Origin of the sequence: Qipengyuania oceanensis (genome assembly GCF_009827535.1) — a bacterium.
Taxonomy (GTDB): Bacteria; Pseudomonadota; Alphaproteobacteria; order Sphingomonadales; family Sphingomonadaceae; genus Qipengyuania_C; species Qipengyuania_C oceanensis.
This window is the reverse complement of sequence record NZ_WTYN01000003.1, coordinates 18,843-31,227: the sequence shown is the minus strand read 5'-3', so window position 1 is coordinate 31,227 and position 12,385 is coordinate 18,843. Positions and strand designations below refer to the sequence as shown.

Sequence of the window (12,385 nt, the reverse complement as noted above, 5' to 3'; positions counted from 1 at the left end):
GGTTCGGGGGCCTCCCGACCAAGATCTATCGTTACCAGTGCTTCGCTTCCGCAGACGGATAGCGTCAATTGGTCCGCGGCATCGGGAAGCGGGCCCACGAGCGCTGGCAGCAAGGCGATCATTGCCGAATAAAAAGTACTCACGAAGCGTCATCCTCGTCATCAATAAGGATGCGGTTCGCTGCGCCGTCGAGATCTTCGAACTGACCGTCGCGCATCGCCCAGAAGAAGACGGCAAGCCCGATCCCGCCCATGCCCAGCGCGATGGGAATAAGATATAACAAGACGCTCATACGTCACCTTCCGCTGCCCTGGCGAGACGCAGCGAGTTACCAACGACAACGAGCGAGCTCAACGACATCGCTATCGCAGCAATCAGGGGCGTAACGAACCCCGCCAGCGCCAGTGGCACGGCGAGAATATTGTATCCGATTGCGAAACCGAAATTTTGACGGACGATCGCCATCGTGCGGCGAGCAACCTGGACTGCGAGTGCCACAGGCGTCAGTCGCTCCCCGATAAAAACCGCATCCGCCGCCTGTTGACTGGCATCGCTGGCCGTGCCTGGTGCGATGCTGGCATGGGCTGCGGCAAGGGCCGGACCATCGTTCAGCCCGTCGCCAACCATGAGCGGCCGCCGGCCCTCGGCCTTCATCGCATCAAGCGCGCGAAGTTTTCCTGCGGGATCCACTCCGCCCCGTCCAGAGATACCCAGTTCCAAGGCCACGTCGCTGACGGCTTGTTCCGCATCGCCAGACAAGATAGTTGCGCTTAGTCCCATGGCCTGCAAGCGGGTCACGGTTTTGCCCGCATCGGGGCGCAATTCATCGGCGAAATCAATCGACGTCGTTTCCTCGCCGATCTGCAGATCTACGCTAGTGGTGCCGGATCTTTGCCAAGGCCTTCGCAAGGCCACGCTTCGTCCCGCAAAGGAACCCTTGATCCCCTGACCGGAAACTTCCTCGATATGGACGACGTCCGCGGGCCCTTGACCGCGTTCGCTGAGCGTTTTCGCAAGGCCCACGCTGACAGGATGGAGACTGGCTTGAGCGAGAGCTAGAGCGATGGACTGTTGCTCGCTATCAAGCGCGGCAACGTCAGCGCGCATGTCGCCCAGCGTAAGCGTGCCGGTTTTGTCAAAGATGACAGCATCGACTTCTGCCAGGCGCTCCAGTGCGCTTCCGTCCTTCACCAGCAAGCCTTTGCGGATCAACGCCCCGGAGGCAACGATCTGGGCCGCTGGTACCGCCAGGCCCATCGCGCACGGACAGGTAATTATCAGCACCGCAATGGCGATGACGAGCGATTGGTGCCAACCAGCACCAGCTAACATCCAGCCGACAAAGGCTAGGAGCGCAAGCGAATGGACGGCTGGCGCGTAAAGACGCGAAGCGCGATCGGCAATACGAACATGTCGGCTGCGCGATTGCCCCGCTTCGTCCATCAGGCGGGCGATTTCAGCGATTGCGGTGTCGCTTCCGGTCGCGGTCACCCGAACATGTATCGGGTGAAGCAGATTGATCGCCCCGGCATGCACAAGTGCTCCATGCCCGACCGCTTCCGGTGCACTTTCGCCGGTCAGCATCGAATTGTCGATGGATGCGGTCCCCTTTTCGACCACGCCGTCAGCGGGGAGAGCTTCGCCTGCCGCCAGCAGCATCAACATGCCAGGCTTCAGTTCGTCAGCGTCCATACGGACGATAGTCCCGTCAGGCTGGACGACTCCTGCGCTGCGTCCCATCCGGCTTAACAGCGCACCAATCCCCGAGCGGGTCTTGTTACGCATCGTGGCATCAAGCGCCCGGCCCGCGAGCAGGAAGAACAGCAACATCACCGCACTGTCGAAATAGGCGTGTTCCCCGCCCATCAACGTTTCGTAAAGGCTTAGACCCGTTGCGAGCACCACACCGATGGATATCGGCACATCCATATTCGTGCGGCGATAGCGCAATGCCATCGCTGCAGACGAAAAGAACGGGCGCCCCGAATAGGCCACCACCGGTATCGCGATCAGAGCCGAAAGCCAGTGGAACAGTTCACGCGTAACGCCTCCAGCCCCCGACCAGACACTCACCGATAGCAACATGATGTTCATCATGCCGAAGCCCGCCACCGCAAGGGCCCGCAACAGGGTTTGCGTTTCTCGGTCGTCTCTCGCCAGCGGATTGGAGGCTATCGCCTGGGCTTCGAAACCGAGCTTTTGCAGCCGAACGACGAGTTCTTGTTCGGAAATGCCCCTGTCATGCCGGACCGCCACGCGCTTGGCAGAAAAGTTGACGCGAGCCGAGGCGATACCATCCACCTCGTCGAGACCCCGCTCGATCTTCGCAATGCAGCCGGCACAGCGCATGCCGGGAACCGTCAGCCGGGTATCGGTCAACTGCCCATGCGCGGCGACGTCGATGGCGGCGGGCGCATTCAATCGAGCCTCGATTCCCTTGTCCAGCGATCGTTGGCAGAACGCATGGACACCCGCGCGATCCAGCGGCCCGAAGGAATTGGCACGTCGGAGGTGAATGTACTGCCGTCCAGAGAACGCAAGACCAGATCGGTCGCTTCCGGACGGCCGAGCGGCCTCCTCAATTGTGCCGACACTTTTAGGTCGGCTGGGGCATCGGCTACCGCCACCTGCAGTTTACCGTCGGGACTGCGCGAAACTTCTGCAGTCCAGCCAAGTTGATCTTGTTCCCGGGCCTTTTCCAGCCAGCCGTTGAACTTCTGGCTCGCGACGTAGGAATTTTCGACAACTACTCCGCCGAAGCCTTTTGTCGCCAGGGCCGCCATATAGAAATTCACGGCCATCACGATGCCGAAGCCACTGATAAAGATTAAGGCGATATGCCGGCCTGTAAGTTCGCGGCGCATCAGCTATCGCCGGGCGCAGAAAAGCGGGTTTCGACAGCATCCGTTTCGCCTTGCTCGTCCTGCGATGTGATGCGGAAGGTGAAATCGCGGGTCTCTGTGCCCTCGGGTACCATCACGTAAGCGCGAACCGCCCGCGTCTGGTCCGCGGGAACTGTTACGACCTGTGTCGCTGCGGCATCGCGCCGATTGATTGTATCGGACCACATCACTGCACCCGGCAGACCTTCGATCGATATCTCCATGTCACGCGGCCGGCTTTCCATATTGCGCAGTTTCAATGTGAAGGAATTGCGCACGGATCCATCGCTCATGAGCATGAAGGGTGGATTGCGATCAGGGGACACGGTCAGGTCCGTGTGACTGCGCACCCCGAGTGCAAAGAGCATCGCAAGGCCGATGCTGCCCCATATCAGGAAGTAGGCAATGGTTCGCGGTCGCAACAACGTGCGCCAGGGCGAGCGCGGCTCTGCGCCATTCGCTTCGCGCTCGCAATCTTCGAGCGTCGCATAATCAATCAATCCGCGCGGTCGCCCGATATCGGCCATGACTTTGTCACATGCATCGATGCAAAGAGCGCAGGTTATGCAGCCGATCTGGGGCCCTTCCCGGATATCGATGCCGGTCGGGCAGACCTGCACGCATTGGGTGCAATCTATGCAGTCCCCGAATTTTTCCGGCTCTTTCTTGGCTTTCTTCACACTGCCGCGGGGTTCGCCGCGCCAGTCCTTATAGGTGACAATAAGCGACTTCTCGTCGAGCATGGCGGTCTGGATGCGCGGCCACGGGCACATGTAGATGCAGACCTGCTCGCGCATGAACCCGCCCAGCGTCACAGTCGTGAGGGTAAGAACAGCGACGGTGATGTAAGCGACTGGCGCTGCCTCGCCTGCGAAAAAATCCCGGAACAATGTAGGCGCGTCAGCGAAGTACAATATCCAGGCGCCACCCGTCACCAACCCGATCAGCGCGTATATTGTCCATTTGAATCCGCGTCGGAATACCTTGCCCCATGTCCAGGGGGCACGATCAAGGCGGATGCGGGCATTTCGGTCACCGTCGATCAGCCGGTCTACATGCTGGAATAGGTCGGTCCACACGGTTTGCGGGCAGGCATAGCCGCACCACGCACGGCCCACTGCGCTGGTCACGAGGAAAAGACCTATACCCGCCATGATGAGCAGACCGGCGACGAAGTAAAACTCGTGCGGCCAGATCTCGATACCGAACATGTAGAAACGACGATTGGCCATGTCGACCAGCACGGCCTGATCGGGCGCGTAGGGGCCGCGATCCCAGCGTATCCAGGGGGTCACATAATAAATGCCGAGCGTTACCAGCATCACCAGCCATTTGAACGTGCGGAATGGCCCGCGTACGCGCTTGTTGTGAACCGGCTCACGCGGTTTGTAGAGCTTCTCCGGCAAAGGCTGCCGGGGCGGTTCGTGCGGTTCGTGCCGCCGGGTCGTCGCTGCGGGTTCGGCTACCGCGCTGGAGACAGGTTCGTTGCTCTTGGCAATTCCGTCTTCGACAACGACAGACCAGTCGCGATCGCCGCCGGACTTTTGTCCGTCAGGGTTGCTCATCGACTTCGACCTCGGGATCCTCGGCAACTTCCAAGAAGTCTTCGCCGCCTCCGAGAGAATGAACGTAGGCGGCCAGCATCTTGATAGTCACGGGATCGAGGCGCCCCTCCCATTTCGGCATCATTCCCATGCGCGGATTCAGTATCTGGCGAGTGATTGCTTCCCGGCTACTGCCGCGAAGCCAGATCGCATCGTTGAGCCGCGGCGCTCCTAGCTCGCGATTGCCCTCACCGCTGGAACCGTGACAGGCGGCACAGTTATCGGAAAATGTCTGCGCCCCACGCGGGGTCGATTGCCCATTACCGCTGAGCGAAAGGACATGGGAAACGAGAGCGTCCATCTGATTGCTGTCGAAAGCCCCTTCGAAAGGAGGCATCTGACTCGCACGCGTTTGATCGTCGCCTGCCTGGCGAATGCCGTGAACAAGGGTGTACTCGATCGCTCTAAGGTCACCGCCCCAAAGCCAGGCGTCGTCATTGAGATTCGGATAGCCCAGCTCCTGGCTACCGGCTGCCCCGGAGCCGTGACATTGAACGCAATTGACGCGAAACGCAGCTGCACCTCCCGCGATTGCCTGCTGCATAAGCGCACTATCATCGGGCAAACGCTCGATGGGAATCCGAGCAAGCGCCTCGCGCACCGAAACGCGCGTTTGGTCAGCGGCGTCGATTTCTTCCGCTAGCTGGCCCCGGCTCGACCACCCCAAGACACCTTCGGTCGCTTTCTCGAACATCGGCCATGCGGGGTAGGCAATCACGTATCCCAAGGCGAAGATGATCGTGAGATAGAAAGTCCATACCCACCAGCGGGGCATGGGTGTGTCGAGTTCTTCGATGCCGTCCCACTCGTGCCCGACAAATTCGGTTCCGGTCGGTTCGTCCACGCGGGTGTTGTTGCCCTTATTCGCCATGGGCTTCGTCCTCGAAAATCGATTGTGCGGCCTTGTGGTTATGCTTTTGAGCACCTGGCCGGAACGGCCACAGACATAGTGCGACGAAAACGATCATCATCGCCACCAGTCCGTAACTGACAGAAAACTCGCGAAGGAAATCGTACATATTAGCGGCCCTTCTCCTGTGCGAGCTCTTCCTGCGCGGCGGCACTGTCGAAATCGACAAGAGTCCCCAGCATCTGTAGGTAAGCCACCAGCGCATCCATTTCCGTAATGCGGTCGGGATCGCCGTCGAAGTCACGCACCTGCGCCTTCGGGTAGCGTTGGATAAAATCTTCGACATCGCCGTCCGCATCCGGATCGGCCTGCAGAATCAGATCGGCCATAGCCTGCCCGATATCTTCGTCGGTGTATGGAACACCAACCCGACGCAGGGCACTCAAATGAGCACCGGGATTACCCATTTCGAGATCGGTCTCGGCCAGGAAGCCATATTGCGGCATTATGCTCTCAGGCACCACGCTCTGCGGATCCTGCAAGTGCTGAACGTGCCATTCATCGGAATAGCGGCCGCCAACTCGCGCGAGGTCCGGTCCCGTACGTTTCGAACCCCATTGGAACGGGTGATCGTACATGCTTTCGGCCGCTAGGCTGTAGTGTCCGTAACGTTCGACCTCATCGCGGAAGGGACGCACCATCTGGCTATGGCAGGAATAGCATCCCTCGCGCACGTAAATGTCACGGCCTGCCTGTTCTAAGGGAGTGTAAGGCCGCATGCCTTCGACCTCCTCGATCGTGTTATCGATCCAGAACAGAGGAGCGATTTCGACGATCCCCCCGATGGCGACGGTAATAAAAGTTCCCACCGCCAACAGGGTGATGTTGCGTTCCAGTTTCTTATGGCGTTCGGCCAGGCCCATGAGTCTGTGTTCTCTTATTCTGCCGGAACGGCATTAGGTTGGGGGGTGACGATCGGCCGGTCCGCCGCCTCGTTGTGCGGCGTATCCGTCATCGGTGCTTCATCCCGCAGTTTGCCTGCGAGCGTCATCCACACATTGTAGCTCATGATTGCTGCGCCCGAGAGGTAGAGGAGACCGCCGAACGCCCGCATGATATACATCGGATGAAGTGCCGCGACCGTATCGGCGAAGCTGTTCACCAGATATCCGTCGGGCCCGTATTCGCGCCACATCAGGCCCTGGGTGATGCCGGCCACCCACATGCTGGACGCGTAGAAAACGATCCCGATCGTCGCGAGCCAGAAGTGCCAGTTGATCATGCGCAGCGAATACATCCGCTCGCGCTTCCACAGCCGGGGGAACAGATAATACATGGCCGCAAAGGTGATCATGCCGTTCCAGCCGAGCGCGCCCGAGTGGACGTGGCCGATGGTCCAGTCGGTGTAGTGCGAGAGGCTGTTTACGCTCTTGATCGAAAGCATCGGGCCTTCGAAAGTACTCATTCCGTAAAAGGCGAGCGCCATCACCATCATGCGTATGATCGGATCGGTTCGCACCTTGTCCCAAGCCCCGTTCAGGGTCATCAGCCCGTTGATCATGCCGCCCCAGCTCGGCATCCAGAGCATTACCGAGAAGACCATACCCAGGGTCTGCGCCCAGTCCGGCAGAGCCGTGTAGTGCAGGTGGTGAGGCCCCGCCCAGATGTAGAGGAAGATCAGCGACCAGAAGTGGATGATCGACAAGCGATAGGAATAAACCGGCCGCTCAGCCTGCTTCGGCACAAAGTAATACATCATCGCGAGGAATCCCGCGGTCAGGAAAAAGCCGACAGCGTTGTGTCCATACCACCACTGCGTCAGCGCATCCTGCACGCCCGCGAACGCGCTATAGCTACGCGACCCCAGGAAGCTGACCGGGACTGCCAGATTGTTGACGATGTGAAGCATCGCGATCGTGACGATGAACGCCAGGTAGAACCAGTTGGCGACGTAGATGTGCGGTTCGTGACGGCGGATGATGGTGCCGACGAAGACAGCGAAATAGGCGACCCAGACAATCGTCAGCCACAGATCGACATACCATTCCGGCTCTGCATATTCGCGACTTTGCGTGATTCCCAGCAAGTAGCCGGTTGCAGCGAGCACGATGAAAAGCTGGTAGCCCCAGAAGACGAACCGCGCGAGCGACGGGAAGGCGAGCTGGGTGCGGCAGGTGCGCTGAACCACATAAAAGCTCGTTGCAATCAGGGCATTGCCCCCGAATGCGAATATGACCGCACTGGTGTGCAGCGGCCTCACTCGCCCGAAGTTGAAATAGGGTTCGAAGTTTAACTGCGGGAAAGCGAGTTGCAACGCGATGAAAAGTCCAGCCGCCAACCCGGCCATGCCCCAGAACATCGTGGCAATCGCGCCCCAGCGCACGACATCGTCATCATACCGCGAAGGGCCGTCGGGCATCTTGAAGAATGTGCGGCCATTACTCACCGGATCGAAACGCGCCGCGCTCATGCACATCAGCGCAAACGCCACGATGGCGATTATGGTCGCATGGGCTGCGAAACCACTATCAGCCGCTGTTGCAACAACAACGATCGAAAGCAACATTACGAAAAACCACAGCCCCGTCCGGCCTAGTGCAGCTTCAGCCTGCATTAAAATCTCCGTCCATTTTCGCGAGGACTAGTGCAGCGGCGCGCATCGTTCATTGATCCAGGTCAAATCGGCAAAATAATCACGCCGCCACTGGAAGATGCCCGGCTCGATCCTCCAGCGCTGGGATGTCGGTAAGGGTGACGGTGGAACGGCCAGTGGTTTCCACGAGGGCAAGATCGCGAAGGATGGTGAACTGGCGACTGACTGTTTCTATCGTCAGTCCGAGACTGTCGGCGATGTCGCGTCGCGACATCGGCAGATCAAGAACACAACCGCCGTCATGCGGCACACCTATGCGGTCCGCCATCGTCGCAAGAAAGCTTGCGAGGCGTTCCTGAGCCGTTTTTCGACCAAGGGTGATGGATTTTTCGCGGCAGCGCCAAAGGGATACAAGCGAACGCCGGAGGATCTCGTTTGTGATACAGCTCGCGTCCTGGGCGGATGCAAGGAAATCGGTCGCACAGAAAGAGAGAAATTCACTCCGTTGCAGCGCAACCAGCGAATAGGAATGTCTTCCCCGCGCTGGCAGGGAAACCAGGTCGCCGGCAAAATGAAACGCCACGATCTGCTCTCGACCAAGCGATGCCCGCGCGACAAGCTTCGTAGCGCCGCTCGCCACGAATACGATCTGGTCCTGTTCCTGATGCTCCAAGGGGGCACCACCAGCATCCGCAACGGCGTGGCGCGCAAGTGACTGGAACCGCGCTCGCACATCCGGCGCGACGCCCGCCGGAAGTATGGCCGCTGCAAATCGCTCGAATGGATTCACGACAGGCATTGGGCTGTGCTGATTCATGTTCGTCATAACTTGACCATGGGTCAAGCAACACGAGTCGTCTTTGATTCAGATCAATGATTGTCCCCGTGTCAGTGACGAAGAGTCATCGTTGCGCAGACACCGTTACTGCGACGCGCGGCCATTGAACCAGGAAAGGAAAACCATGAATTTGAAGATACTTGCAAGCATGCTTGCTGTCGGGGCCGTTACAGTCCCTTCGATCGCCAGCGCGCGAGACGACGCCGGCCGAATTCAGATCAAGGCGTTCGCAACTGTCGTGTTGCCAGACGGCGAAATCACGGCCGTCAATACCGACATTGTCGGACTGCCCGGAAACACGCAGACGAAGGCGAGCGACAATGTGGTGCCGACAGTCGCGGCTGAATATTTCGTGTCGGACAATTTTTCGATCGAGACGATCTGCTGCCTCACGCAGCACGATGTCGATGGAACTTCCGGGTTGCCAGGAGCCGAACTTGTCGCCGACGCCAAGCTTATTCCGGCGACAGTAACCGCCAAGTACCACCTCCCCTTGGCAGGCGTGAGGCCCTACGTGGGTGCTGGAGCCACGTATTTCTGGTGGGTTGACGTCGAGCCTGGAGAATCGACCCTGCCCCTGGGTGTTACGCGCACCACCCTGTCGGACGAGCTTGGCCTTGTTCTTCAGGCCGGCTTGGACATCCCGCTCAACGATAACGGTTTTGGACTAAGCGTGGATGCGAAGCGCTACTTCGTCGACACGACCGCCCGGTGGTTCGCGGGTGACACCCTAGCCATCGAAACCGAACACAAACTGGATCCGTGGGTCATCAGCGCTGGCGTAAGCTACCGTTTCTAGCTGCCAGACCTCGTTTGACTGCCAGTGATGGGTTCGCAATGCCCGATCCGAAGCGGCAGTCATCCAGCAGCCAGGCCTAATTTACGCATAATGGAGCATCAAATGTCGCACACAGCCTTTAAGAACTGGCCACAGATGGCCACCGATCTCATTCCCGCAATCAAGGAAATACACCGGGGGTCACCCGGTGTGATGAAGGCTTTTCGGGAAATGGGGGCCGCTGCGCATGAGGGGGGCGTGCTGGATTCCAAGACCAAGGAACTGCTAGCCGTGGCGATCTCCGTCGCTGTGCGCTGCGATCCTTGTATCACGTTTCATGTCGAGGGCGCTCGCAAGCACGGCGCAACGCGCGAAGAGATTGCCGAAACCATGGGGCTGGCGGTGTATATGGGTGCTGGTCCGAGCGCGATGTATGCAGCCCAGGCGCTCGAAGCCTACGATCAATATACAGATCAGGCGTCAGGAAAAGGTTAGATGGCGATTACTTCCAGACGCTGGCGATCGCGCAATTCGACGCCGCGGCGTGAGGGGATGGCGATCAGTCCCTCGTTTTTCATCCGACTGAACTGGCGGCTGACGGTTTCTATCGTCAGCCCCAGGACATCGGCGATCTGCTGGCGAGTGAGAGGAAGCTCGATAACGCTGGCGTCACCCTCGGCAACGAAACTGCACGTCGCGGGTTGAAGCCTGTCCGCGGTTTCAAGCAAAAAACTCGCCAGCTTCTGTTCTGCGTTCATCCGCCCCAGCAGCAGCATCCACCGGCGCGTTCGGTCGAGTTCCGTCAGCGTCCGCTCGAGCAGTTTGTGCTCCAGTCTGGGATGCTCCCGGGCAAAACGGTCGAAATCGGCTCGCTGAAACAGGCACACCTGGACTTCGGTGAGCGCTTCCACGCTGTAGGGTGTGGTGGAGCCGAACGGGCGTCCGAGAAAATCGGACGGGTAGGCTAACCCCAAGATTTGCTCTTTGCCTTCCGCCGAATGCGTCGAAAGCTTGAGGATGCCATGAATGACGTTCGCCACAAAGACCGCTTCATCGCCTTCCCAGAGCAATTGCTCGCCCGGCGAGATTGTCTTTCTTCGCCCGATGGCATTGAGCAATTCAATCTCTTCCCTGTCGAGGTCTGCGCAAATCGCGCGGTTCCGTACGGCGCACGCTTGGCAGAAATTGACAGCGTTGGAGGGGTGTTGGGCACTCATGGTTTTCGTCTAACGGTAAGACGGATAGGTTCAATCTCTATCGTCCGATTTCGATATCAACCGGCGATTGGCCAGAACCAAGGAAATCGCAGGCGGATCCAATCTTAATTCGGGGTATGCAAGGGGGTATTACGCTCTGTCTAAATCGAACTAATGTTACGAAACATAACCTTATCGACGAAGTTCGAATCCCTCCGTCTCCGCCACCTATACCATCCCAAGAGATCCCAGAAAGTCCCTGAAAGCCGCAGAATTCTGCGGTTTTCTGGACTTGCATCGGAATCTCTAGTTCTTATTTTGTTCTAACCCTTCCCACACTTTCTACCCACCATTGTGGGAGCAGATGTGGGAAGAGAACCAGGATGGATGGCTATGAGAAAACTTTCCGCTGCTCAGATTCGAGCTCTCACTAAACCGGGCCGCTACATGGATGGCGATGGCCTATCGCTGCTGCTCACCGCCCCAAAAAAGGGGTATTGGGTGCTGCGCGCGACCATAAACGGGCGCCGAAGGGACATCGGCCTAGGGCCACTAGACTTAGTTACATTGGCTGAAGCCCGCGAACTCGCGATCGACATGCGCCGCGATATTCAGCGAGGCATTGATCCGATCGAAGAGCGCAAGCGCCAGAAAATCGAAATCCTCACGTTCAAGGCCGCTGCCGAGAAGGTCCACTCCGAGCAAAAGGCGGCCTGGAAAAACGGGAAGCATCAGGATCAGTGGATCAATACACTCGAAACCTATGCTTTTCCCAAGCTCGGCGACCGGCTCGTAAATGACATCGAGGGCCCACTCATCCGAGAAGTGCTCCTCGACATCTGGCTGGAAAAGCCAGAGACAGCTCGCCGCGTAAAGCAACGGATCGGCGTTGTGCTCGATTGGGCCTATGCAAACGGAATGCGCGCGACCGAAGCGCCGATGCGCTCGCTGAGTCGTGCGCTGCCACGGCAGCCCAAGCAGGACGGCCATTTCGCTGCGATGCCCTATAAGGATGTCCCAACTTTCTTGAAGCATCTGCACAAGCGAACGAGTGTCGCACGGCTCGGGCTTGAGTTCCTGATCCTGACTGCCTCTCGATCGGGCGAAGTGCGGGGTGCTAAATGGGCGGAGATCAATCTGGACGCAAAACTCTGGACTGTCCCAGCGGAGCGTATGAAGGTCGGCAAGGAACATGTGGTTCCGCTGACCGATGCGGCAATCGACGTGCTCGAACGTGCCAGACCTTACTACGCTGAATGCAGCGATCTGGTCTTCCCGGGTCGCAATGTCTTGCGCCCGATGTCCGACATGACGCTGCTCAAGATCCTGCGTTACGCCAAGCTACCCTTCACGGTGCACGGCTTTCGATCTGCGTTCCGAGATTGGGCCGCCGAGAAGACAAGCTACCCCGGCGAAGTGGCGGAAGCGGCGCTAGCGCACTCGGTCAGCAACAAAGTGGAAGCGGCCTATCGCCGTACCAACTATTTGGACAAGCGGCGTGAGCTTATGCGCGAGTGGTCGGGCTTTTGCGTTGGAAGGTGAATAAGCACTCGCGAAAGCACGGCGGCATTGCGCCTTCATATCGGTCATTCTAATTCAGCGAGGGAATTCCCGAAAGCGGCCGTTCACCGGTCGTCGATTGAA

At 58.7% G+C, this 12,385-nt stretch carries 13 protein-coding genes; 3 read left to right on the top strand and 10 right to left on the bottom strand.

Going from position 1 to position 12,385, the window contains the following annotated elements; all coding sequences use genetic code 11:
• Nucleotides 1-139: 139 nt before the first annotated feature.
• The 9 genes from ccoS to GRI48_RS14600 all read right to left on the bottom strand — a co-directional run bounded on the left by ccoS (nucleotide 140) and on the right by GRI48_RS14600 (nucleotide 8,728).
• Nucleotides 140-292: a cbb3-type cytochrome oxidase assembly protein CcoS gene (gene ccoS, locus GRI48_RS11935; RefSeq protein ID WP_160676521.1), complete on the bottom strand. Its 153-nt coding sequence runs from the start codon at nucleotides 290-292 to the stop codon at nucleotides 140-142.
• Nucleotides 289-2,421, bottom strand: a complete 2,133-nt coding sequence (locus tag GRI48_RS11930) for a heavy metal translocating P-type ATPase (RefSeq protein ID WP_237451935.1) — start codon at nucleotides 2,419-2,421, stop codon at nucleotides 289-291. Before GRI48_RS11930 ends, ccoS begins: the two co-directional genes overlap by 4 nt.
• Entirely contained in the window at nucleotides 2,418-2,864 is a 447-nt protein-coding gene (locus GRI48_RS11925; RefSeq protein WP_160676518.1) for a FixH family protein, read from the bottom strand. The genes GRI48_RS11930 and GRI48_RS11925 overlap by 4 nt, the downstream gene beginning before the upstream one ends.
• On the bottom strand, nucleotides 2,864-4,447 hold the full coding sequence (gene ccoG / locus GRI48_RS11920; protein WP_160676515.1) for a cytochrome c oxidase accessory protein CcoG: 1,584 nt from the start codon (nucleotides 4,445-4,447) through the stop codon (nucleotides 2,864-2,866). Before ccoG ends, GRI48_RS11925 begins: the two co-directional genes overlap by 1 nt.
• Nucleotides 4,434-5,357 (bottom strand): cytochrome-c oxidase, cbb3-type subunit III, encoded by a 924-nt coding sequence (ccoP, locus tag GRI48_RS11915; RefSeq protein WP_160676512.1) that lies wholly within the window; start codon nucleotides 5,355-5,357, stop codon nucleotides 4,434-4,436. The genes ccoG and ccoP overlap by 14 nt, the downstream gene beginning before the upstream one ends.
• A complete protein-coding gene (locus GRI48_RS11910) occupies nucleotides 5,347-5,505 on the bottom strand; it encodes a cbb3-type cytochrome oxidase subunit 3 (RefSeq protein WP_160676509.1) in 159 nt (52 codons plus the stop codon). The genes ccoP and GRI48_RS11910 overlap by 11 nt, the downstream gene beginning before the upstream one ends.
• Nucleotide 5,506: 1 nt before the next feature.
• Nucleotides 5,507-6,259 carry a cytochrome-c oxidase, cbb3-type subunit II gene (gene ccoO, locus GRI48_RS11905; protein ID WP_160676506.1) on the bottom strand — a complete coding sequence of 251 codons (753 nt, stop codon included), beginning with the start codon at nucleotides 6,257-6,259 and terminating at the stop codon, nucleotides 5,507-5,509.
• A 14-nt stretch (nucleotides 6,260-6,273) separates the two neighbouring features.
• Complete coding sequence (gene ccoN, locus GRI48_RS11900) at nucleotides 6,274-7,950, bottom strand: cytochrome-c oxidase, cbb3-type subunit I (protein ID WP_160676503.1); 1,677 nt, start codon at nucleotides 7,948-7,950, stop codon at nucleotides 6,274-6,276.
• 79 nt (nucleotides 7,951-8,029) lie between these two features.
• On the bottom strand, nucleotides 8,030-8,728 hold the full coding sequence (locus GRI48_RS14600) for a helix-turn-helix domain-containing protein (protein ID WP_474091850.1): 699 nt from the start codon (nucleotides 8,726-8,728) through the stop codon (nucleotides 8,030-8,032).
• A gap of 163 nt (nucleotides 8,729-8,891) precedes the next feature.
• Here GRI48_RS14600 and GRI48_RS11885 point away from each other — a divergent pair, with 163 nt between their 5' ends.
• Both GRI48_RS11885 and GRI48_RS11880 read left to right on the top strand, forming a co-directional pair.
• Entirely contained in the window at nucleotides 8,892-9,566 is a 675-nt protein-coding gene (locus GRI48_RS11885) for an OmpW/AlkL family protein (protein WP_337190827.1), read from the top strand.
• A 102-nt stretch (nucleotides 9,567-9,668) separates the two neighbouring features.
• On the top strand, nucleotides 9,669-10,040 hold the full coding sequence (locus GRI48_RS11880) for a carboxymuconolactone decarboxylase family protein (RefSeq protein WP_160676494.1): 372 nt from the start codon (nucleotides 9,669-9,671) through the stop codon (nucleotides 10,038-10,040).
• Here the strand turns inward: GRI48_RS11880 and GRI48_RS11875 are convergent.
• A complete protein-coding gene (locus GRI48_RS11875; protein WP_160676491.1) occupies nucleotides 10,037-10,762 on the bottom strand; it encodes a Crp/Fnr family transcriptional regulator in 726 nt (241 codons plus the stop codon). The genes GRI48_RS11880 and GRI48_RS11875 overlap by 4 nt on opposite strands.
• A 372-nt stretch (nucleotides 10,763-11,134) precedes the next feature.
• Here GRI48_RS11875 and GRI48_RS11870 point away from each other — a divergent pair, with 372 nt between their 5' ends.
• Entirely contained in the window at nucleotides 11,135-12,283 is a 1,149-nt protein-coding gene (locus GRI48_RS11870) for a tyrosine-type recombinase/integrase (RefSeq protein ID WP_160676488.1), read from the top strand.
• Nucleotides 12,284-12,385 lie beyond the last annotated feature (102 nt).

Coding starts and splice junctions, on each gene's coding strand:
- GRI48_RS14600 (WP_474091850.1), bottom strand. CDS start 8,728: ATGCCTGTCGTGAATCCATTCGAGCGATTTGCAGCGGCCATACTTCCG.
- ccoG (WP_160676515.1), bottom strand. CDS start 4,447: ATGAGCAACCCTGACGGACAAAAGTCCGGCGGCGATCGCGACTGGTCT.
- GRI48_RS11875 (WP_160676491.1), bottom strand. CDS start 10,762: ATGAGTGCCCAACACCCCTCCAACGCTGTCAATTTCTGCCAAGCGTGC.
- ccoO (WP_160676506.1), bottom strand. CDS start 6,259: ATGGGCCTGGCCGAACGCCATAAGAAACTGGAACGCAACATCACCCTG.
- GRI48_RS11925 (WP_160676518.1), bottom strand. CDS start 2,864: ATGCGCCGCGAACTTACAGGCCGGCATATCGCCTTAATCTTTATCAGT.
- GRI48_RS11880 (WP_160676494.1), top strand. CDS start 9,669: ATGTCGCACACAGCCTTTAAGAACTGGCCACAGATGGCCACCGATCTC.
- ccoS (WP_160676521.1), bottom strand. CDS start 292: ATGAGCGTCTTGTTATATCTTATTCCCATCGCGCTGGGCATGGGCGGG.
- GRI48_RS11870 (WP_160676488.1), top strand. CDS start 11,135: ATGAGAAAACTTTCCGCTGCTCAGATTCGAGCTCTCACTAAACCGGGC.
- GRI48_RS11910 (WP_160676509.1), bottom strand. CDS start 5,505: ATGTACGATTTCCTTCGCGAGTTTTCTGTCAGTTACGGACTGGTGGCG.
- ccoP (WP_160676512.1), bottom strand. CDS start 5,357: ATGGCGAATAAGGGCAACAACACCCGCGTGGACGAACCGACCGGAACC.
- GRI48_RS11885 (WP_337190827.1), top strand. CDS start 8,892: ATGAATTTGAAGATACTTGCAAGCATGCTTGCTGTCGGGGCCGTTACA.
- ccoN (WP_160676503.1), bottom strand. CDS start 7,950: ATGCAGGCTGAAGCTGCACTAGGCCGGACGGGGCTGTGGTTTTTCGTA.